Annotated in this window: 16 protein-coding genes and 1 pseudogene; 15 read left to right on the top strand and 2 right to left on the bottom strand. The window is 59.8% G+C overall.

From position 1 onward, the window contains the following. Window positions 1-7 precede the first annotated feature (7 nt). The 3 genes and pseudogenes from ACOYXJ_RS16275 to ACOYXJ_RS16265 all read left to right on the top strand — a co-directional run. Window positions 8-1,306, top strand: a pseudogene (locus ACOYXJ_RS16275) (methyl-accepting chemotaxis protein); the annotation flags it as partial. A 150-nt stretch (window positions 1,307-1,456) separates the two neighbouring features. Further along, window positions 1,457-2,212: a methyl-accepting chemotaxis protein gene (locus tag ACOYXJ_RS16270; protein WP_400507418.1), complete on the top strand. Its 756-nt coding sequence runs from the start codon at window positions 1,457-1,459 to the stop codon at window positions 2,210-2,212. A 173-nt stretch (window positions 2,213-2,385) separates the two neighbouring features. Next, window positions 2,386-3,735: a CoA transferase gene (locus ACOYXJ_RS16265; protein WP_460370441.1), complete on the top strand. Its 1,350-nt coding sequence runs from the start codon at window positions 2,386-2,388 to the stop codon at window positions 3,733-3,735. A 1,248-nt stretch (window positions 3,736-4,983) separates the two neighbouring features. Here the strand turns inward: ACOYXJ_RS16265 and ACOYXJ_RS16260 are convergent. Both ACOYXJ_RS16260 and arcD (ACOYXJ_RS16255) read right to left on the bottom strand, forming a co-directional pair. Further along, complete coding sequence (locus ACOYXJ_RS16260; RefSeq protein WP_460370439.1) at window positions 4,984-5,847, bottom strand: DNA-3-methyladenine glycosylase family protein; 864 nt, start codon at window positions 5,845-5,847, stop codon at window positions 4,984-4,986. Next, complete coding sequence (gene arcD / locus ACOYXJ_RS16255; protein ID WP_460370437.1) at window positions 5,844-7,271, bottom strand: arginine-ornithine antiporter; 1,428 nt, start codon at window positions 7,269-7,271, stop codon at window positions 5,844-5,846. Before arcD (ACOYXJ_RS16255) ends, ACOYXJ_RS16260 begins: the two co-directional genes overlap by 4 nt. A gap of 438 nt (window positions 7,272-7,709) precedes the next feature. On the opposite strand from arcD (ACOYXJ_RS16255), the gene arcD (ACOYXJ_RS16250) reads away from it, so the two are divergent. The 12 genes from arcD (ACOYXJ_RS16250) (at window position 7,710) to ACOYXJ_RS16195 (ending at window position 22,799) form a co-directional block, all read left to right on the top strand. Beyond that, window positions 7,710-9,137 (top strand): arginine-ornithine antiporter, encoded by a 1,428-nt coding sequence (gene arcD, locus ACOYXJ_RS16250; protein ID WP_150794529.1) that lies wholly within the window; start codon window positions 7,710-7,712, stop codon window positions 9,135-9,137. Window positions 9,138-9,170: 33 nt separating this feature from the next. Continuing rightward, window positions 9,171-10,427 carry an arginine deiminase gene (gene arcA / locus ACOYXJ_RS16245; protein WP_038366599.1) on the top strand — a complete coding sequence of 419 codons (1,257 nt, stop codon included), beginning with the start codon at window positions 9,171-9,173 and terminating at the stop codon, window positions 10,425-10,427. 69 nt (window positions 10,428-10,496) lie between these two features. Beyond that, complete coding sequence (locus ACOYXJ_RS16240; protein ID WP_008086805.1) at window positions 10,497-11,507, top strand: ornithine carbamoyltransferase; 1,011 nt, start codon at window positions 10,497-10,499, stop codon at window positions 11,505-11,507. Between the two features lie 141 nt (window positions 11,508-11,648). Beyond that, entirely contained in the window at window positions 11,649-12,578 is a 930-nt protein-coding gene (gene arcC / locus ACOYXJ_RS16235; RefSeq protein ID WP_038366601.1) for a carbamate kinase, read from the top strand. Between the two features lie 62 nt (window positions 12,579-12,640). Then, entirely contained in the window at window positions 12,641-13,003 is a 363-nt protein-coding gene (locus ACOYXJ_RS16230) for a DUF5064 family protein (RefSeq protein ID WP_007908047.1), read from the top strand. A 546-nt stretch (window positions 13,004-13,549) separates the two neighbouring features. After that, window positions 13,550-15,058, top strand: a complete 1,509-nt coding sequence (locus tag ACOYXJ_RS16225; RefSeq protein ID WP_460370433.1) for a sigma-54-dependent transcriptional regulator — start codon at window positions 13,550-13,552, stop codon at window positions 15,056-15,058. A gap of 434 nt (window positions 15,059-15,492) precedes the next feature. After that, window positions 15,493-15,876 carry a glycine cleavage system protein GcvH gene (gcvH, locus tag ACOYXJ_RS16220; protein WP_150794534.1) on the top strand — a complete coding sequence of 128 codons (384 nt, stop codon included), beginning with the start codon at window positions 15,493-15,495 and terminating at the stop codon, window positions 15,874-15,876. 11 nt (window positions 15,877-15,887) lie between these two features. Continuing rightward, the gene (gene gcvP / locus ACOYXJ_RS16215; protein ID WP_460370431.1) at window positions 15,888-18,740 is read left to right on the top strand and encodes an aminomethyl-transferring glycine dehydrogenase; all 2,853 of its coding nucleotides are present in this window, start codon (window positions 15,888-15,890) and stop codon (window positions 18,738-18,740) included. A gap of 205 nt (window positions 18,741-18,945) precedes the next feature. Beyond that, entirely contained in the window at window positions 18,946-20,322 is a 1,377-nt protein-coding gene (locus ACOYXJ_RS16210) for an L-serine ammonia-lyase (RefSeq protein WP_064391759.1), read from the top strand. A 151-nt stretch (window positions 20,323-20,473) separates the two neighbouring features. Next, window positions 20,474-21,598 carry a glycine cleavage system aminomethyltransferase GcvT gene (gcvT, locus tag ACOYXJ_RS16205; protein WP_460370429.1) on the top strand — a complete coding sequence of 375 codons (1,125 nt, stop codon included), beginning with the start codon at window positions 20,474-20,476 and terminating at the stop codon, window positions 21,596-21,598. Between the two features lie 403 nt (window positions 21,599-22,001). Then, the gene (locus ACOYXJ_RS16200; RefSeq protein ID WP_003227496.1) at window positions 22,002-22,214 is read left to right on the top strand and encodes a cold-shock protein; all 213 of its coding nucleotides are present in this window, start codon (window positions 22,002-22,004) and stop codon (window positions 22,212-22,214) included. Between the two features lie 96 nt (window positions 22,215-22,310). After that, the gene (locus tag ACOYXJ_RS16195) at window positions 22,311-22,799 is read left to right on the top strand and encodes an RDD family protein (protein WP_150794537.1); all 489 of its coding nucleotides are present in this window, start codon (window positions 22,311-22,313) and stop codon (window positions 22,797-22,799) included. Window positions 22,800-22,839: the final 40 nt, after the last annotated feature.

Raw genomic sequence — 22,839 nt, 5'->3', positions numbered from 1 at the left:
GCGCTGAATGGATTTGGCGAACCGGGTAGTTCCTGCCCGAATGCCACCCTTTATTCATTCGCGAGATCGCCCCATGTTCGACGCTCTGTCCATTCGCCTGAAAATCGTTCTGCTCTCCGGCCTGTGCCTGCTCGGTGTGGTTGCGCTGATCGTCGGCATGAACATCTACCAGACCAACCAGAACGACGAACTGGTCAGCAACTCCAGCAACCAGTTGCTCACCGCCAGTGTGCAGAATCTGCTGCAAGCCAAAGCCGCCGAACAAGCCGTGCGGGTGCAGAAAACCTTCGGCGAAAGCCTGACGGTGATCACGGCCGTGGCTGACCAGATCAAGGACATGCGCGTCATGGCCGCCAAGCGTTCGCTGGACGCCGGCGCCTTGCGTGAAGAGTTGAACCTGAGCTTGAAAACCGCCTTCGAGCGCAACGACAAAGTGCTCGGCATCTGGCTGGCTTTCGAACCGAACGCTCTCGACGGCAAGGACAGCGAATTCGCCAACGATGCCGCGCGCCAGTCCAACGAAGCCGGACGTTTTGCCACCTACTGGAGCCGCGCCGCCGGCGCCTCGCTGAACACCATCATGGTCGAAGAAGACCTGACCAAAACCACCCTCAGCGTCAGCGGCACGCCCTACAACAGTTGGTACACCTGCCCTCGCGATGCCAAGCGCACCTGCCTGCTCGACCCGTATGCCGACACTGTCGGTGGCAAGGAAATGCTCATGACGACCATTTCCGTGCCGTTGATCGTCGACGGTAAAGCCATCGGCGTGGTCGGTGTCGACATTGCCCTCGATGCCCTGCAAGCGGCGGCCGTGGACTCCCAGCGCAATCTGTTCAACAACGCCGGGCATATGCTGATCGTCTCCGGCAGCGGCGTGCTCGCTGCCGACAGCTCCGACGCCACCAAGGTCGGCAAAAAGATCAGCGACACCCTCGGCGCCGATGGCAAAGATGTGCTGCAACTGCTGACCTCCGGCACACCGAAGATCCTCGAACAGGGCGACCTTATTCGTGCGGTGTACCCGGTCGATCCGATTGGTAACTCGCGCGCCTGGGGCGTGGTCATCGACTTGCCGAAACAAGTGCTGCTGGCCGACTCGGTCAAGCTGCAAGCGGTACTCGATGATGCGCAGGAAACCGGCGTGATCACCGCGCTGCTGGTTGCCGTGGTTGCCGGTCTGGTTGGCCTGCTGCTGATCTGGCTGACCGCCTCCGGCGTGACTCGCCCGATCAATAGCGTTGCCGAGATGCTGAAGAACATCGCCAGCGGCGAAGGCGATCTGACTCAGCGCCTGAACTACAGCAAACAAGATGAACTGGGCGAACTGGTGAACTGGTTCAACCGCTTCCTCGACAAGCTGCAACCGACCATCGCGCAGATCAAACAGAGCATCACCGAGGCGCGCGGTACCGCCGACCAGTCTTCGGAAATCGCCCGCCAGACCAGCGAAGGTATGCAGGTGCAGTTCCGCGAAATCGACCAGGTCGCCACCGCCTCCAACGAAATGAGCGCCACCGCCCACGACGTCGCCAACAGCGCATCGAACGCCGCCAATGCCGCGAAAGGTGCCGATCAGTCGGCCAAGGACGGCATGTCGATCATCGAGCGCAGCACCCGCGACATTAATCAACTGGCCGACGAAGTCAGCAAAGCTGTGACCGAAGTTGAAGCGTTGGCAGTCAACAGCGAGCAGATCGGCTCGGTGCTGGAGGTGATCCGCAGCATCGCCGAACAGACCAACCTGCTCGCCCTCAACGCGGCGATTGAGGCGGCCCGCGCCGGTGAGAGCGGCCGTGGTTTTGCCGTGGTTGCCGACGAGGTGCGCAACCTGGCCAAACGCACGCAGGATTCGGTGGAAGAGATTCGCATCGTGATCGAGCGGATTCAGACCGGCACCCGTGGCGTGGTCGCGACCATGCATTCGAGCCAGACCCAGGCGCACAACAACGCCGGGCAGATTCGTCAGGCCGTCGATGCGCTGGGCAAGATCAGCGATGCGGTGACGGTGATCAGCGACATGAACCTGCAGATTGCCAGTGCAGCTGAGCAGCAGAGTGCGGTGGCTGAAGAAGTGAATCGCAACGTTTCGGCGATTCGTACCGTGACTGAAACCCTGACCGAGCAGGCCACTGAGTCGGCGGCGATCAGCAGCCAGCTCAATGCCCTGGCCAGTCAGCAGATGAAGTTGATGGATCAGTTCCGCGTCTGACGCGAAGAGATCGTTCCCACGCTCTGCGTGGGAATGCAGCCCGGGACGCTCCGCGTCCCAATCGGAAGCTGGAACGCGGAGCGTCCCTTGATGCATTCCCACGCGGAGCGTGGGAACGATCCTCCTCGTGATTTTTTGCACTATCATCGCCCTCTCGCTCCGGAGGGCCTTTGATGACTGATTTGCTCACGTCCATTCAAGCCGCACTCGGCTTGCCGCACACGCCGATTCCATTCACCGCTGATGGCGCCCTGCCCTCGGCGTTCGCCGTCACTGAGCTTGCCTGCGCCAGCATGGCCGCGGCCGGTCAGACCGTCAGCGAATTGCTCCGGCAGCAGACCGGCCTACGGCCCGCCGTTGAAGTCGATCGTCGATTGGCCTCGTTCTGGTTCGCCACATCAATCCGTCCCATCGGCTGGCAAGTTCCGCCCCTGTGGGATCCAGTCGCTGGCGATTACCAGACCTGCGACGGCTGGATTCGCCTGCACACCAACGCCCCGCATCACCGCGCTGCCGCTGAAAGCGTGCTCGGTGCCTGCGCCGACCGTGCCGCGATAGCGGTAAAAGTCGCGCGATGGGCGAGTACGGATCTGGAGCAAGCGGTGGTCGACGCCAAGGGTTGTGCCGCCGAGATGCGCAGTTGGGCGCAATGGCAGAAGCATCCGCAGGGGCTCGCGGTGAATGCCGAGCCGCTGGTGCATTTCCTCGATTCGCAAGATGAGCACAGCCAAGCGTGGCAAGGCTCGGTGGCGCAACCGTTGGCCGGGATCAAGGTGCTGGATCTGACACGCGTGCTCGCCGGCCCCACTGCCAGCCGTTTTCTCGCTGGCCTTGGCGCCGATGTATTGCGCATCGATTCCCCGACCTGGAACGAGCCCGGTGTCGTCCCGGAAATGACCCTCGGCAAACGCTGTGCGCGGCTGAACTTGCAGGATCCGGCGGATCGCGCGGCGTTCGAAGGATTGTTGAAAGACGCCGACATTTTGCTGCACGGTTATCGCGCCGATGCGCTGGAGAATCTCGGATTCGGCGCCGAACGCCGCCGGCAACTGGCACCGGGCCTGATCGATGTCGCCCTCAACGCCTACGGCTGGAGCGGCCCGTGGCAGAACCGCCGCGGCTTCGACAGTCTGGTGCAGATGAGCAGCGGCATTGCCGAGGCCGGACAGCGCTGGCAGCAGGCTGAAAAGCCGACACCGTTGCCAGTGCAGGCGCTGGATCATGCGACGGGGTATTTGATGGCGGCGAGTGCGCTCAGGTTGCTGACTGAGCGGTTGGCGAATGGCCGCTCGGGCTCGGCGCGATTGTCGCTGGCGCGTACGGCGAAGTTGTTGATCGAGCATGTACCGGGGACAACGCAAGCGTTGCGCGTCGAGGATGAACAGGATCAGAGCACGTCAATAGAGCAGACTCCGTGGGGACCGGCGCATCGTTTGCAGGTGCCGGTGAAGATCAGCGACACGCCGATTCAGTGGGCGTTGCCGGCTACAGAATTGGGTTCCCATCATCCACAGTGGAATTAAAAGCCCCTCACCCTAACCCTCTCCCAGAGGGAGAGGGGACTGATTGGGGGATATTCGAGAGATTCACCGACTTGAACGCTTGGCGCTGAATCCATAATCGACTCGGTCTTGCAGGTCGATGTACAACGCAAGACACCTCGGTCGGCCCCCTCTCCCTCCGGGAGAGAGACTGATTCGGGGATATTCGAGAGATTCACCGACTTGAACGCTTGGCGCTGAATTCATAATCGACTCGGCCTTGCAGGTCGATGTACAACGCAAGACACCTCGGTCGGCCCCCTCTCCCTCCGGGAGAGAGACTGATTCGGGGATATTCGAGAGATTCACCGACCTGAACGCTTGGCGCTGAATCCATAATCGACTCGGTCTTTCAGGTCGATGGACAACGCAAGACACCTCGGTCGGCCCCCTCTCCCTCCGGGAGAGAGACTGATTGGGGGATATTCGAGAGATTCACCGACTTGAACGCTTGGCGCTGAATCCATAATCGACTCGGCCTTGCAGGTCGATGGACAACGCAAGACACCTCGGTCGGCCCCCTCTCCCTCCGGGAGAGAGACTGATTGGGGGATATTCGAGAGATTCACCGACTTGAACGCTTGGCGCTGAATCCATAATCGACTCGGTCTTGCAGGTCGATGGACAACGCAAGACACCTCGGTCGGCCCCCTCTCCCTCCGGGAGAGAGACTGATTCGGGGATATTCGAGAGATTCACCGACTTGAACGCTTGGCGCTGAATTCATAATCGACTCGGCCTTGCAGGTCGATGTACAACGCAAGACACCTCGGTCGGCCCCCTCTCCCTCCGGGAGAGAGACTGATTCGGGGATATTCGAGAGATTCACCGACTTGAACGCTTGGCGCTGAATCCATAATCGACTCGGTCTTGCAGGTCGATGTACAACGCAAGACACCTCGGTCGGCCCCCTCTCCCTCCGGGAGAGAGACTGATTCGGGGATATTCGAGAGATTCACCGACCTGAACGCTTGGCGCTGAATTCATAATCGACTCGGCCTTGCAGGTCGATGGACAACGCAAGACACCTCGGTCGGCCCCCTCTCCCTCCGGGAGAGAGACTGATTGGGGGATATTCGAGAGATTCACCGACTTGAACGCTTGGCGCTGAATCCATAATCGACTCGGTCTTTCAGGTCGATGGACAACGCAAGACACCTCGGTCGGCCCCCTCTCCCTCCGGGAGAGGGCTGGGGTGAGGGCTGCAATTTCAGACCGAGCGATGATGTATCAATCTGCCCGGCTCAAAGATGTCCACAAAAGCTGCGCCGCATACCCTCGATAAGGCCGCCAGGCCTCGGCCCGCAAAGACAATTCCCGCGCTGTCGGCCGCTCGCCTTCCAGCACCTCCAACGCCCGCAGCAACCCGACATCCCCGGTCGGAAACCCATCCATATCCCGCAACTGCCGCAACGCAATGTACTGCGCCGTCCACTCGCCAATCCCGTGCAACGCCAACAACCGCGCCACGCCACCCTCGCGATTCGGTTCAAACAAAGAAGGCTCATCCAGCAATGCCTGTGCGACGCCCGACAGCGTCCGCCCGCGACTTTTCGGCATGCCCAGCGCCGCCAGATCTGCCGCTGCCAACACGCTCGCCTCGGGAAACACATGGGTCAATCCAGGCACGCCCGAATCCAGCGGCGCCCCATATTGCGCAACCAGTTTCCCCGCCAGACGAATCGCCGCGACCACCGTAATCTGCTGCCCGAGCACCGCGCGAAACGCCAACTCCAACCCGTTCCACGCACCGGGAATCCGCAACCCCGGACGCTCGGCAATCAACCGCGCCAGCAACGGATCATTTGCCAGATGCCCGTGCATCACCGCCAGATCCGCGTCCAGATCAAACATCCGCCGCAACCTGACAACGATCTCGGGCACCATCAACGGATCAGGAAAATCCAGCTCAACGGCCAAGGCATTCCCTGCCTCAGGCCAAATTGAAACCGTGCCATCAAGCCCGTTCAACCCGATGCTGCGCGAGTACACACCCTCAACCACAACCTCCATCCCGACCACCGCCCGCGCCGCGAGAAACCCCAACATCGCCGTCCAGTCATAAGGCGGCGCATACCCAAGCGACAACCTCACAACGACAGCACACCGCTGTACAACCCATACGCCGCCAGCCCCGCGCCGATAACCACGCAGGTGAAAATGCCTTTCTCGACATGGGTGAACAACGGCTCGCCCTGCTCATGTTTAGCCTTGGCAAACAGGATCACCCCCGGCGCATACAGCAACGCCGACAGCAGCAAATACTTCACCCCGCCGGCATACAGCAACCACACCGCATACCCCAGCGCGATGCCGCCGATCAGCAAATCCTTGGTGCGCTCTGCCGAGGCGTGCTCGTAGGTTTCGCCACGTCCGCTGAGCAGCACCGCGTACGCCGCCGACCACAGGTACGGCACCAGAATCATCGACGAGGCCAGATAAATCAGGCTGGTGTAAGTGCCCGCGGAAAACAGCGTGATCAACAGGAAAATCTGGATCATCGCGTTGGTCAGCCACAACGCGTTGACCGGCACATGGTTGTTGTTTTCCTTTTTCAGGAACGCCGGCATGGTCTTGTCCTTGGCCGTGGCGAAGAGGATTTCCGCGCACAGCAAGGCCCAGGACAGCAACGCGCCAAGCAGTGAAATCGCCAGGCCAATGCTGATCAACAGCGCGCCCCACGGCCCGACGATGTGCTCGAGCACCGCCGCCAGCGACGGGTTCTGCAAATTCGCCAGTTCCGGCTGGCTCATGATCCCCAGCGACAGCACGTTGACCAGCACCAGCAGCGCCAGCACGCCGATAAATCCGATCACCGTGGCGCGGCCGACGTCGCTGCGTTTCTCCGCCCGCGCCGAGTACACACTGGCGCCTTCGATGCCGATGAACACGAACACCGTGACCAGCATCATGTTGCGCACCTGATCCATCACCCCGCCGAAATTCGGGTTGCTGGTGCCCCAGATGTCACGAGTGAAAATGTCAGCCTTGAATGCCACCGCCGCGATGACGATGAACATGATCAGCGGCACGACTTTGGCCACCGTGGTCAGCTGATTGATCAGCGCCGCCTCCTTGATCCCGCGCATCACCAGAAAATGCACGGCCCACAGCAGCACCGAGGCGCAGCCGATGGCGATCGGCGTATTGCCCTGGCCGAACACCGGAAAGAAGTAACCGAGGGTGCTGAACAGCAGGACGAAATAACCGACGTTGCCCAGCCAGGCACTGATCCAGTAACCCCACGCCGAGGAGAACCCCATGTAGTCGCCAAACCCGGCCTTGGCGTAGGCATAGACGCCCGAGTCCAGCTCGGGTTTGCGATTGGCCAACGTCTGGAACACGAACGCCAGGGTCAGCATGCCGATCGCGGTAATCCCCCAACCGATCAGGATCGCCCCGGCATCGGCGCGTGCCGCCATGTTCTGCGGCAGCGAGAAAATCCCCCCGCCAATCATCGAACCCACCACCAGGGCGATCAACGCGCCTAATCGCAGCTTTTGCGTCGGTTGCGACATTTCAGTTTCCCTTTGAATGTGTGGTGAGAATTTGGTTTTAAAGACGATTAACTAAACGGATAAAGGTAGATGACGTTTATCAGGTAACGCCAATTAACGCCTGTTTATATATAGCCGATGACGCTAACGCCTAGCACGTTAAGACAGTTTTGTGCGCTGATCCTGATAAATCAATTCTGTACTGAAAACAGACGCTGAAAATTTGCCAAAAGCTGAAAAAGAACTAGCGTGATAATTCGAAAGTAATAATAGCCATTCCCAACAATGTAGCCACAACGCCTCTAGGACGGGCCTTGCGGGCAGAGTATTTATGCCTTCAGTCGAAGCCTAAGTCATTCATTAACAATGGAATGTGACCATGCACTGATCTAAGTCAGCTGTTTGAACAGACAACAGAACTACGCTGTGATCTCTTCTCTCCTGCAATGGAGTCATGCAATGTCTGAAGCTCCCGGAAAACTACGACTAGGTGCACTGGTTGCATTGGTAGTCGGCTCAATGATCGGTGGCGGGATATTTTCTTTGCCACAAAACATGGCCGCCAGCGCCGACGTCGGTGCAGTACTGATCGGTTGGGCCATCACCGCTGTCGGCATGCTCACCCTCGCTTTTGTCTTTCAAACCCTCGCCAATCGCAAGCCTGACCTGGACGGCGGTGTCTACGCCTACGCCAAGGCCGGATTCGGCGATTACATGGGTTTCTCGTCCGCCTGGGGTTACTGGATCAGCGCCTGGCTGGGCAACGTCGGTTACTTCGTTCTGCTGTTCAGCACCCTCGGTTATTTCTTCCCGATTTTCGGTGAAGGCAACACCGTTGCTGCGGTAATCGGCGCCTCGGTTTTACTGTGGGCCGTGCACTTTCTGGTGCTGCGCGGGATCAAGGAAGCGGCGTTCATCAACCTGGTGACCACGGTCGCCAAAGTCGTACCGCTGCTGCTGTTCGTGTTGATCGCGGTGTTCGCGTTCAAACTGGACATCTTCACCGCTGACATCTGGGGCATCAAAAACCCGGATCTGGGCAGTGTGATGAACCAGGTGCGCAACATGATGCTGGTCACCGTTTGGGTGTTCATCGGTATCGAGGGTGCAAGCATCTTCTCGGCCCGTGCGGAAAAACGCTCGGACGTCGGCAAAGCCACCGTGATCGGCTTCATCACCGTGCTGCTGTTTCTGGTGCTGGTCAACGTGCTGTCGCTGGGCATCATGACTCAGCCGGAACTGGCGAAACTGCAGAACCCGTCGATGGCCGCCGTGCTTGAGCACGTGGTCGGGCCATGGGGCGCGGCGCTGATCAGCGTCGGTTTGATCATCTCGTTGCTGGGGGCGCTGCTGTCGTGGGTGCTGCTGTGTGCGGAGATCATGTTCGCCGCTGCCAAAGACCACACCATGCCGGCGTTTCTGCGCAAGGAAAACGCCAACCACGTGCCGGTCAACGCCCTGTGGCTGACCAACGCGATGGTGCAGATTTTCCTGATCATCACGCTGTTCTCGGCCAGTACTTACCTGTCGCTGATCTACCTCGCCACTTCGATGATTCTGGTGCCGTACCTGTGGTCGGCGGCCTATGCCCTGCTGCTGGCGGTGCGCGGCGAAAGCTACGAAGGCTTCGCGGCCGAGCGGCGCAAGGATCTGATTATCGGCGGCATCGCGCTGATCTACGCGGTGTGGCTGCTGTATGCCGGCGGGGTCAAGTACTTGCTGCTCTCGGCCCTGCTCTACGCACCTGGCGCGATCCTGTTCGCCAAAGCCAAGCTGGAACTCAAACAACCGATTTTCACTAACGTCGAGAAGCTGATTTTCGCCGCAGTGGTCGTGGGTGCCCTGGTGGCTGCCTACGGTCTCTACGACGGCTTCCTGACTCTGTAATCCCTGATTGATTTGTTATCTGGAGGATCTGAAATGACCACGGAAAAAGTTAAGTACGGCGTCCATTCCGAAGCCGGCAAACTGCGCAAAGTCATGGTGTGCTCCCCAGGTCTGGCCCATCAGCGGCTGACCCCGAACAACTGCGATGAACTGCTGTTCGATGACGTGCTCTGGGTGGCTCAGGCCAAGCGCGACCACTTCGACTTCGTCACCAAAATGCGCGAGCGCGGTATCGACGTGCTGGAAATGCACAACCTGCTGACCGACATCGTCGCCATCCCGGAAGCGCTGGACTGGATTCTCGAGCGCAAGGTCACCGCCGATTCGGTGGGCCTGGGCCTGATCAACGAAGTCAAATCCTGGCTGAAAAGCCTTGAGCCACGGCACATCGCCGAATTCCTGATTGGCGGCGTGTCCGCCGATGATCTGCCGGACAGTTTCGGCGGCAAGACCATCCAGATGTTCCGCGACTTCCTCGGCCACTCCAGCTTCATTCTGCCGCCGCTGCCGAACACCCAGTTCACCCGCGACACCACTTGCTGGATCTACGGTGGCGTGACGCTGAACCCGATGTACTGGCCAGCGCGTCGTCAGGAAACGTTGCTGACCACCGCCATCTACAAATTCCACCCGCAGTTCACCAACGCCGAATTCGAGATCTGGTACGGCGACCCGGACAAGGATCACGGCAGCTCCACCCTTGAAGGCGGCGACGTCATGCCGATCGGCAACGGCGTGGTGTTGATCGGTATGGGCGAGCGCTCATCGCGTCAGGCCATCGGCCAACTGGCGCTGAACCTGTTCAAGAACAAAGCCGTGGAAAAAGTCATCGTCGCCGGCCTGCCGAAGTCCCGCGCCGCGATGCACCTCGACACCGTGTTCAGCTTCTGCGACCGCGACCTGGTGACGATTTTCCCGGAAGTGGTCAACCAGATTGTCGCCTTCACCCTGCGACCAGATGAAAGCAAACAGGGCGGCATCGACATCCGCCGCGAAGAAGGCACCTTCCTCGACACCGTGGCCAAAGCCCTCAACCTGCCGAAGCTGCGCGTGGTGGAAACCGGCGGCAACAGCTTTGCCGCCGAACGCGAGCAATGGGACGACGGCAACAACGTGGTGGCCGTGGAGCCGGGCGTGGTCATCGGCTACGACCGCAACACCTACACCAACACCCTGCTGCGCAAGGCCGGCGTGGAAGTCATCACCATCAGCGCCGGTGAACTGGGCCGAGGCCGTGGCGGCGGCCACTGCATGACCTGCCCGATCATCCGCGATCCTATCGATTACTAAACGACCATCTCCCCGGCCGCACCCATCCCGTAGCGGCCGGGCCGATTACCGAATCCAAGGAGAATCATCATGGCGTTCAACATTCACAACCGTAACCTGCTCAGCCTGGAACACCACACCCCACGTGAGCTGCGTTACCTGCTCGATCTGTCCCGCGATCTGAAACGCGCAAAATACACCGGCACCGAGCAGCAACACCTGAAGGGCAACAACATCGCCCTGATCTTCGAAAAAACCTCGACCCGCACCCGTTGCGCGTTCGAAGTGGCGGCGTATGACCAAGGCGCCAACGTCACCTACATCGACCCGAACTCGTCGCAGATCGGCCACAAAGAAAGCATGAAAGACACCGCCCGCGTGCTGGGGCGCATGTACGATGCCATCGAGTACCGTGGCTTCAAACAGGAGATCGTCGAAGAGCTGGCCAAGTTCGCCGGTGTGCCGGTGTTCAACGGTCTGACCGACGAATATCACCCGACGCAAATGATCGCCGACGTGCTGACCATGCGTGAACACGCCGACAAGCCGATCCATGAGATCAGCTACGCCTATCTCGGCGATGCGCGCAACAACATGGGCAACTCGCTGCTGCTGGTCGGCGCCAAACTCGGCATGGACGTGCGCATCTGTGCACCGAAAGCGCTGTGGCCACTGGATGATCTGGTCGAGCGTTGCCATAAATATGCGGAAGAAAGTGGCGCGCGCATCACTCTCACCGAAGACCCGAAAGCGGCGGTCAAGGGCGTCGACTTCATTCACACCGACGTTTGGGTGTCGATGGGCGAGCCGGTGGAAGCCTGGGCCGAGCGTATCCAGCAACTGCTGCCGTACCAGGTCAACGCCGAGCTGATGAAAGCCAGCGGCAACCCGCGCACCAAGTTCATGCACTGCCTGCCGGCGTTCCACAACAGCGATACCAAGGTCGGCAAACAGATTGCCGAGCAGTATCCGCACCTGAAAAACGGCATCGAAGTGACCGACGACGTGTTCGAGTCCCCAGCCTGCATCGCCTTCGAGCAAGCGGAAAACCGCATGCACACGATCAAGGCGATTCTGGTTTCGACCCTGGCTGATCTGTAACCACTGCTGATCCATGATCGTTCCCACGCTCCCGCGTGGGAATGCATCCCGTGACGCTCTGCGTCACAGCGGACGCGGAGCGTCCGTGGCAGCATTCCCACGCAGAGCGTGGGAACGATCAACACGAAAAGGACATGCATTATGCGTATCGTCGTAGCGCTGGGCGGTAATGCCCTGCTCCGCCGTGGTGAACCGATGACCGCTGACAATCAGCGCGCCAACATCCGCATCGCCACCGAGCAAATCGCCAAGATCCATCCCGGCAACCAACTGGTCATCGCCCACGGCAATGGCCCGCAAGTCGGCCTGCTGTCGCTGCAAGCGGCGGCCTATACCTCCGTCACCCCTTACCCGCTGGACGTGCTCGGTGCCGAAACCGAAGGCATGATCGGCTACATCATCGAACAGGAACTGGGCAACCTGCTCGATTTCGAGGTGCCGTTCGCCACCTTGCTGACCCAGGTTGAAGTCGACGCCAACGACCCCGCGTTCAAGAACCCGACCAAACCGATCGGCCCGGTCTACGACAAGGCCGAAGCGGAAAAACTCGCTGCCGAAAAAGGCTGGGCGATTGCTCCGGATGGCGATAAATTCCGCCGCGTGGTGGCCAGCCCACGGCCAAAACGCATCTTCGAAATCCGCCCGATCAAGTGGCTGCTGGACAAGGGCAGCATCGTGATTTGCGCCGGTGGCGGCGGCATTCCGACCATGTATGACGAGAACCGCAATCTCAAAGGTATCGAAGCGGTGATCGACAAGGACCTGTGCTCGTCGCTGCTCGCCGAGCAACTGGAAGCCGACCTGCTGGTGATCGCCACGGACGTCAACGCGGCGTTCATCGACTACGGTAAACCGACGCAGAAAGCCATTGCCGAAGCGCACCCGGATGAACTGGAACGCCTCGGTTTCGCCGCCGGTTCCATGGGACCGAAGGTGCAGGCAGCCTGCGAATTTGCGCGCCATACTGGCAAAGTTGCGGTGATCGGTTCGCTGGCGGATATCGAAGCGATTGTCCAGGGTACTGCCGGTACTCGCGTGACCACCGCGAAGCCGGGCATCACTTACCGATAATTAGAAACTCCGGGGGCAGGCCCCAGGTCTGCCCTTCTCCCATGCCTTGAAAGGAGAAACCCATGGCCCAGTTTGAACCCGGTCATTTGCATATTGAGCGGCACGCGTTGACGCCGGATGACGTCAGTTACAACGTGCACCTCGACTATGAAGTGTTCACCGACCCGCAGAAAGGCAAAGGCATCCAGTTCACGATGCATGGCAATCTTCAGGGCAAGGACATGAAAGAGACCTTCTTCCTGCCCAAAGAGGAGGCCTACAACTTTGCCAACAATGTGACGAAAATCGCCGAGAAGTACGGCATTCCCAAGACGCACAGCCAGATCGGCTCGGTTCACAAGCATTACGACATGATGTTTGAAGACATCCGCAAGCAACTTGATATGAAGTCCGGCGACCCGGTCAATCTTGAGCACTTCGAATAAACTTCAAAAGCCCCTCACCCTAGCCCTCTCCCAAAGGGAGAGGGGACTGATTGGGGGATGCTTCGAAGTTACGCCGACCTGGCCCTGCATCACTGAATCCATAATCGACTCGATTTAACAGGTCGACGTATAGCGCCAGACACCTCGGTCGGCTCCCTCTCCCTCCGGGAGAGGGCTGGGGTGAGGGGACTGATTGGCAGATGCTTCGGAGTTACGCCGATCTGAACTCGCTTTACCGAGTCCATAATCGACTGGTTCTTTCAGGTCGATGTCAAACCTCAGACACCTCGGTCGGCCCCCTCTCCCCCTGGGAGAGGGCTGGGGTGAGGGGACTGATTGGCAGATGCTTCGGAGTTACGCCGATCTGAACTCGCTTTACCGAATCCATAATCGACTGGTTCTTTCAGGTCGATGTCAAACCTCAGACACCTCGGTCGGCCCCCTCTCCCCCTGGGAGAGGGCTGGGCGGGCGGCGTTTCCGATGAGGGTGATTTTGATTTAAGGCATACTTGCCACCCTCCGCACTGCAGATCACTGAACCGCCCCATGCGTATTCACGTCAGCTTCATCGACCGCGTCGGCATCACCCAGGAAGTCCTGGCTATCCTCGGTGGGCGCAATCTCAATCTGGATGCGGTGGAGATGATCCCGCCTAACGTCTACATCGACGCGCCAACGTTGAGCCCGCAAGTGCTCGAAGAGCTGAAAGACGCTTTGTTCCGCGTGCTCGGCGTCGAGGCGGTAACCGTGGTCGACATTCTCCCGGGCCAGCGTCGGCACTTGCAGCTCGATGCCTTGCTCGCAGCAATGACCGATCCGGTACTGGCCCTCGACAGCGCTGGCAAGGTGCTGCTGGCCAACCCGGCGTTGATCGCCTTGTACGGTCGTGAACCAGCGGGTGAAAGCGTCTCTGAACTGTTCAACGATCCGGCCCTGCTCGACACCTTGCTCGAACACGGCTTCCGTTTGCCGCTGCGCGAAATCACCGTCAACGGTCAGACCTTGTTGCTCGACGCCACGCCGATCACCGATGCCGGCGCGCTGCTGACCTTGTATCAACCGAACCGCATCGGCGAACAACTCTCGGCCTTGCACCACGACCATGCCGAGGGTTTCGATGCATTGCTCGGCGAATCCCCGGCAATCCGCACCCTCAAGGCGCGCGCGCAACGGGTGGCAGCCCTTGATGCGCCACTGTTGATCCAGGGCGAAACCGGCACAGGCAAAGAACTGGTCGCCCGTGCCTGCCACGCCATCAGCGCTCGCCACAGCGCACCGTTTCTCGCCCTGAACTGCGCGGCCCTGCCGGAGAACCTCGCCGAGAGCGAACTGTTCGGCTACGCCCCGGGAGCCTTTACCGGCGCGGCGCGCGGCGGTAAACCGGGGCTGATGGAACTGGCTAACCAGGGCACGGTGTTCCTCGATGAAATCGGCGAAATGTCGCCGTACTTGCAGGCCAAACTGCTGCGCTTTTTGAACGACGGCAGCTTCCGCCGCGTGGGCGGTGATCGCGAGGTGAAGGTCAACGTGCGCATCCTCAGCGCGACCCACCGTGATCTGGAAAAAATGGTCAGCGAAGGGTTGTTCCGTGAAGACCTGTTCTACCGCCTCAACGTGCTCAACGTCGAAGTGCCGCCGCTGCGCGAGCGCGGCCAGGACATTCTGTTGCTGGCACGCTATTTCATGCAGCAGGCCTGCGCGCAGATTCAGCGCCCGGTCTGCCGCCTCGCCCCGGGGACTTACCCGGCGCTGCTCGGTAATCGCTGGCCGGGCAACGTGCGGCAATTGCAGAACGTGATCTTCCGCGCGGCGGCGATTTGCGAGAGCAGCCTGGTGGATATTGGCGATCTCGATATTGCTGGCACCTCGGTCGCGCGCCAAGCCGACAGCGATGTCGACAGCCTCGAACAAGCCGTCGAGTCCTTCGAAAAAACGCTGCTGGAAAAGCTCTACGTCAGCTACCCCTCGACCCGCCAACTGGCCAGTCGCCTGCAAACGTCGCACACCGCGATCGCCCATCGGTTGCGCAAGTACGGCATACCCAACAAATCCTGAACCCACCACGAATCCCCTGTAGGAGTGAGCCTGCTCGCGATAGCGGTCTGACATTCAACATTTGCGACGTCTGACACACCGCTATCGCGAGCAGGCTCACTCCTACATTTATTTGTGGCGCATTCGCAATCCGTTCAAAAACGACCTCCAACTGTACTGAATGCGCTACAGCGGAACGATATCGATACATCCTCCTCCGATCACCGCTGTGCAAGGCTTTGATCCCGTTCAGCTTTTATCCTCGCTCCAGGCTGTAGCGATTTCGCTACAGAGATACCTCCCGCGCCGACCCCTTGAATACCTAAATCATTGATTTATAAAGATAAATTAACCTTGGCCGCATTCTTGCTAATCAACCCCTCATAAATAAGGGCCTTCGCGCCCGACCATTCCACCGCGTCCACCAGACGAGTCTGGCCCCCTGAGGAGTTTCCATGAGCGAGTTGCGTTTTACTGAAGATCACGAATGGCTGCGCACCGAAGCTGACGGCAGCGTTACTGTCGGCATCACCGCTTTCGCGCAGAACGCCTTGGGCGACGTGGTGTTCGTGCAACTGCCTGAGCTGCAGGCTTACGAAAAAGGCGCTGAAGCCGCGACCGTGGAATCGGTGAAAGCCGCCAGCGGCGTGTACATGCCGCTCGACGGCGACGTACTGGCCGTCAACCCGGCGCTCGAAGACGCTCCGGAACTGGTCAACGAAGATCCGCTGGGCGAAGGCTGGTTCTTCCGCTTCCAGCCAACTGACGCCGCCGCTGTCGGCAAGTTGCTCGATCAAGACGCCTACGACCGTCTGATCAAAGCCCAAGCCGAAGCCTGAGGAACACCGACATGACTCAAGTAAATCTTGGCACCGCCAACGAATTCATCGCCCGTCACATCGGCCCGCGCGCCAGCGACGAGCAAGCCATGCTCAACAGCCTCGGCTTCGATTCGCTCGAAGCGTTGAGCGCCAGCGTCATCCCGGAAAGCATCAAGGGCACCAGCGTGCTCGGCATGGACGACGGTTTGAGCGAAGCCGATGCACTGGCAATGATCAAATCGATCGCCGGCAAGAATCAGCTGTTCAAGACTTACATCGGCCAGGGCTACTACAACTGCCACACGCCGTCGCCGATCCTGCGTAACCTGCTGGAAAATCCGGCCTGGTACACCGCTTACACCCCGTATCAGCCAGAAATTTCCCAAGGCCGTCTCGAAGCGCTGCTGAACTTCCAGACCATGATCAGTGACCTCACCGGCCTGCCGATCGCCAACGCCTCCCTGCTCGACGAAGCCACCGCCGCTGCCGAAGCCATGACCTTCTGCAAACGCCTGAGCAAGAACAAGGGCAGCCACCAATTCTTCGCCTCGATCCACAGCCACCCGCAAACCCTCGACGTGCTGCGCACCCGTGCCGAGCCACTGGGTATTGAAGTTGTAGTGGGCGACGAGCGTGAACTGACCGACGTAACGCCGTTCTTCGGCGCGCTGCTGCAGTACCCGGCCGCCAACGGTGACGTGTTCGACTACCGCGAACTGACCGAGCGCTTCCACGCCGCCAACGCTCTGGTGGCCGTGGCCGCAGACCTGCTGGCCCTGACGCTGCTGACCGCGCCGGGCGAGTTCGGCGCTGACGTCGCCATCGGTTCGGCACAACGCTTCGGCGTGCCGCTGGGCTTCGGTGGCCCGCACGCCGCTTACTTCTCCACCAAAGATGCGTTCAAGCGCGACATGCCGGGCCGTCTGGTCGGCGTCTCGGTTGACCGTTTCGGCAAGCCTGCGCTGCGTCTGGCCATGCAAACCCGCGAGCAACACATCCGCCGCGAGAAGGCCACGTCGAACATCTGCACCGCGCAGGTGCTGCTGGCCAACATCGCCAGCATGTACGCCGTCTACCACGGCCCGAAAGGCCTGACGCAGATCGCCAACCGTGTGCATCACCTGACCGCGATTCTGGCCAAGGGCCTGACCGCGCTGGGCGCGAAAGTCGAACAAGCCAGCTTCTTCGACACCCTGACCGTGGCCACCGGCGCACAAACCGCCGTGCTGCATGACAAGGCGCACGCTGCGCAGATCAACCTGCGCGTGATCGACGCTCAGCGTCTGGGCCTTTCGGTCGACGAAACCACCACGCAGGCTGACATCGAAACCCTGTGGGGCCTGTTCGCCGACGGCAAGACCCTGCCGGACTTCGCCGCTCTCGCCGCCTCAGTGCAGAGCACCATCCCAGCATCGCTGGTACGTCAGTCGCCGATCCTTAGCCACCCGGTGTTCAACCGTTATCACTCGGAAACCGAGCTGATGCGCTACCTGCGCAAACTGGCGGACAAAGATCTGGCACTGGATCGCACCATGATCCCGCTGGGTTCGTGCACCATGAAACTCAACGCCGCCAGCGAAATGATCCCGGTGACCTGGGCTGAATTCGGTGCGCTGCATCCGTTCGCACCGGCCGCGCAAAGTGCCGGTTACCAGCAACTGACCGATGAGCTGGAAGCGATGCTCTGCGCCGCCACCGGTTACGACGCGATCTCGCTGCAACCGAACGCCGGTTCGCAAGGTGAATACGCTGGCCTGCTGGCGATCCGCGCCTATCACCAGAGCCGTGGCGATGAGCGTCGCGACATCTGCCTGATCCCGTCGTCCGCCCACGGCACCAACCCGGCTACCGCCAACATGGCTGGCATGCGCGTGGTCGTGACCGCGTGCGATGCGCGCGGCAACGTCGACATCGAAGACCTGCGCGCCAAAGCCATCGAGCACCGCGAACACCTCGCCGCGCTGATGATCACTTACCCGTCGACCCACGGCGTGTTCGAAGAAGGCATCCGCGAAATCTGCGGGATCATTCATGACAACGGCGGCCAGGTGTACATCGACGGCGCCAACATGAACGCAATGGTCGGCCTCTGTGCACCGGGCAAGTTCGGCGGTGACGTTTCGCACCTGAACCTGCACAAGACCTTCTGCATCCCGCACGGCGGTGGCGGTCCGGGCGTTGGCCCGATTGGCGTCAAGTCGCACCTGACCCCGTTCCTGCCGGGCCACGGCCAGATGGAACGCAAGGAAGGCGCGGTCTGTGCGGCACCGTTCGGTAGCGCAAGTATTTTGCCGATCACCTGGATGTACATTCGCATGATGGGTGGCGCCGGTCTGAAGCGTGCTTCGCAGCTGGCGATCCTCAATGCCAACTACATTTCCCGTCGCCTCGAAGAGCACTACCCAGTGCTGTACACCGGCAGCAACGGCCTGGTGGCGCACGAATGCATTCTGGATCTGCGTCCATTGAAAGACAGCAGCGGCATCAGCGTTGATGACGTCGCCAAGCGCCTGATCGACTTCGGCTTCCACGCCCCGACCATGTCGTTCCCGGTCGCTGGCACGTTGATGATCGAGCCGACCGAAAGTGAATCCAAGGAAGAACTGGACCGCTTCTGCGACGCGATGATCCGTATCCGCGAAGAAATCCGCGCGGTGGAAAACGGCACGCTGGACAAGGACGACAACCCACTGAAGAACGCGCCGCACACCGCTGCGGAACTGGTTGGCGAGTGGACCCACCCGTACAGCCGCGAGCAAGCCGTGTATCCGGTTGCGTCGTTGATCGAAGGCAAATACTGGCCGCCGGTCGGTCGTGTCGACAACGTCTTCGGCGATCGCAACCTGGTGTGCGCCTGCCCGTCGATCGAAAGCTACGCTTAAACGAATGAGGGGCGCTTCAATCGCCCCGATTTCTGCAACACCACAGATCCCCCTGTGGGAGCGAGCCTGCTCGCGAAAGCGTAGTGTCAGTTAATGAAAGGTTGGCTGACACAGCGCTTTCGCGAGCAGGCTCGCTCCCACAAGGGATCTGCAACCGATTTCGGACTTTCGCCAATTCCTATAACAAGAAACCGGAGAACCACTCATGTCGTTAAGCGTGTTCGACCTGTTCAAGATTGGCATCGGCCCCTCCAGCTCCCACACCGTCGGCCCGATGCGTGCTGCTGCGCGTTTCGCCGAAGGTTTACGCCGTGAAAACCTGCTAACGGCCACCGCCAGCGTTCGCGTTGAACTCTACGGCTCCCTCGGCGCCACCGGCAAGGGGCACGGCAGCGACAAAGCCGTGCTGCTCGGCCTCGAAGGCGAACACCCGGACACCGTTGATACCGAAACCGTCGCCGCGCGCCTGCAAGAGATACGCGGCAACGGCCGGCTGAATCTGCTTGGCGAACACAGCATCGCGTTCAACGAGAAAGAACACCTGGCAATGATCCGCAAGCCGCTGGCCTATCACCCCAACGGCATGATCTTCCGCGCCTTCGATGCGGCGGGGATTCAGATCCGCAGCCGCGAGTACTATTCGGTCGGTGGTGGTTTTGTCGTCGATGAAGACGCGGCCGGAGCCGATCGCATCGTCGAAGACGCCACACCGTTGACCTTCCCGTTCAAAAGTGCCAAGGACTTGCTCGGTCATTGCGCCACCTATGGCCTGTCGATCAGTCAGGTGATGCTGACCAACGAAAGCGCCTGGCGCCCGGAAGCGGAAACCCGCGCCGGGCTGCTGAACATCTGGCAGGTGATGCAGGATTGCGTCGCCGCCGGTTGCCGTAACGAAGGCATTTTACCGGGCGGTTTGAAGGTCAAACGCCGTGCGGCAGCGTTACATCGGCAACTGTGCAAGAACCCGGAATCGGCGTTGCGTGATCCGTTATCGGTGCTTGATTGGGTCAACCTGTATGCCTTGGCGGTCAACGAAGAGAACGCCAACGGTGGGCGTGTGGTTACCGCACCTACCAACGGCGCGGCGGGGATCATTCCGGCGGTGCTGCATTACTACATGCGCTTTATCCCCGGCGCGAATGACGACGGCGTCGTGCGCTTTCTGCTGACCGCGGCGGCCATCGGCATTCTCTACAAGGAAAACGCCTCGATCTCCGGCGCCGAAGTCGGGTGTCAGGGTGAAGTCGGCGTGGCCTGTTCGATGGCGGCCGGGGCGTTGTGCGAAGTGCTTGGTGGCAGCGTTCAGCAAGTCGAGAACGCGGCGGAAATCGGCATGGAGCACAACCTCGGCCTGACCTGCGACCCGATTGGCGGACTGGTGCAAGTGCCGTGCATCGAGCGCAATGCGATGGGCTCGGTGAAAGCCATCAACGCAGTACGCATGGCCATGCGTGGCGACGGCCAGCATTTCGTCTCCCTCGACAAAGTCATCCGCACCATGCGCCAGACCGGCGCCGACATGAAAAGCAAATACAAAGAGACCGCCCGTGGCGGTCTGGCGGTCAACATCATCGAATGCTGATCAAGAACCAAGCCAAACGAAATTGACCACCTCTCCCCCAGGGAGAGAAACGTAATTAGCCCCCTCTCCCTCCGGGAGAGGGCTGGGGTGAGGGGCTTTTGATCTTGATCTTGCCTCTTACCCCCAAACTCAAATTTTCAAGGAGCCACGCATGTCCACCGAACAACTGTCGAAAACCCCGCTGCACGCTCTGCACATCGAACTCGGCGCTCGCATGGTGCCGTTCGCCGGCTACGACATGCCAGTGCAATACCCGCTCGGCGTAATGAAAGAACACCAACACACCCGTGAGCACGCCGGGCTGTTCGACGTCTCGCACATGGGTCAGGTCCGCCTGAGCGGTGCCAATGCCGCCAAAGCCCTGGAAACCCTGGTGCCGGTGGACATCATCGACCTGCCGGTGGGCATGCAGCGTTACGCGATGTTCACCAACGACAACGGCGGCATCCTCGATGACCTGATGGTCGCCAACCTCGGCAACGACGAACTGTTCCTGGTGGTCAACGCCGCGTGCAAGGATCAGGACTTGGCTCACCTGCAAAAAAACATCGGCGATCAGTGCACCATTACGGCGCTTTTCGAGGAGCGCGCACTCTTGGCATTGCAGGGTCCGGCAGCCGTTACCGTGCTGGCGCGACTGGCACCTTCCGTTGAAAAAATGACTTTTATGCAGTTCGCCCGTGTGAATCTGTTGGGCGTCGAATGCTTTGTCAGCCGTTCGGGCTACACCGGTGAAGACGGTTTCGAAATCTCGGTACCGGCCGCCGATGCGGAAAAACTCGCGCGCGCCCTGCTCGCTGAACCGGAAGTCCAGGCCATCGGCCTCGGCGCCCGCGATTCGCTGCGCCTGGAAGCCGGCCTGTGCCTCTACGGCCATGACATGAACACCGAGACCACGCCGATCGAAGCCAGCCTGCTGTGGGCAATCTCCAAGCCACGTCGCGCTGATGGCGCGCGGGCCGGCGGTTTCCCGGGCGCGGAGAACGTTTTCGCTCAGCAACAAAATGGCGTGGCACGCAAACGCGTCGGCCTGCTGCCGCAAGAACGTACGCCAGTGCGTGAAGGCGCAGAAATCGTCAACGAAGCCGGCGAAATCATCGGCAGCGTGTGCAGCGGCGGTTTCGGTCCGACCTTGGGTGGGCCACTGGCGATGGGTTACCTCGACAGCGCTTATGTCACCCTCGACACCACCGTTTGGGCAATCGTACGTGGGAAAAAGGTGCCAATGCTTGTAAGCAAAATGCCATTTGTTCCACAACGCTACTATCGCGGTTGATTGACTGTTTCTATAAGTAACGCGATTGCGTAATGCGTGCACTAATGTGTCACGCAATCGCCACAAAAAAGTGCATTTTCCAACAATCGATTCGAATATGAACTTTGCTTATAACGTTCGAAAACAATTGAACAAGCGAATCGTCTAAGGCTGCACTAGTGAAAGGATTAACTTGCTCAAGCTCAGTAAAACCGGGGGCTTCGCAGGGCTTGTTTTTTCTCCCGTAGTTGGCGTAGAGTTTCTCCACTGTGTTTGCATGGGTCAGCTTGGAATCGTGACCTGGGCAGTAGCCTACAAGTTAGCTACATCCCGTTCGACGTCTTCTTACTCTCCTGCAACCAGCCCCAGTACTCTTTCATGAGAAAGAGACTGTCATCAATTTTTGCGTCAAAGGAAATAAGAAATGTCCACACGTCAGAGCGGTACCGTCAAGTGGTTTAACGACGAGAAAGGTTTTGGTTTTATCACTCCAGAAAGCGGTCCGGATCTGTTCGTGCATTTCCGCGCCATTCAGGGCAACGGCTTCAAAAGCCTGAAAGAAGGCCAGAAAGTGACTTTCGTTGCTGTGCAAGGCCAGAAAGGCATGCAGGCTGACGAAGTACAAGCAGAAGCCTGATTTCTGTTACGAAAAAGCCCCTGATATTGATATCAGGGGCTTTTTTGTGCGCGCGAATCCGTAAAATGGCGCTTCATTTTGCGTTCAGAGGCTGCCATGTCGAAAAACCTGCTCACGCCCCAAGGGGATTTCCCTCCGGTAGGCCTTGGCCGTCGCTTGGCAGCGATGTTCTACGACTTTCTGCTGTGCACCGCTCTGCTGATCGTTACCGGCTTCGTTTACAAAATGATCCAGGCAGCGATCATCGGCGAAGAGCGTCTGCGGGTGATGACCGATGCCGGGCAACTGGACGGTGATCCGCTCTACTCGACAGTGCTGGTATTGGTGCTGTTTGCGTTCTTTGCCAAGTTCTGGACCCATGGCGGGCAGACACTGGGCATGCAGGTGTGGGGCATTCGCGTACAGAACGCCAATGGCACCGCGATCAGCCTGTGGCAGGCGCTGTTGCGGTTTATGGTGTCGATTGCGTCGTGGGCGTGCGCAGGGCTGGGATTCTTCTGGTCGCTGTATGACAAGCAGAAGCGCACGTGGCATGACATCTATTCCGACACCCGCCTCGTCCGAATCCCGAAGAAGACCAAATAACTTCCAGACACCAAAAACCACTGTAGGAGTGAGCCTGCTC

It is taken from the genome of Pseudomonas sp. Tul2A7 (assembly GCF_054790505.1).
The sequence above is the reverse complement of the archived record's forward strand: the minus strand, read 5'-3'. Positions and strand labels throughout refer to the sequence as shown.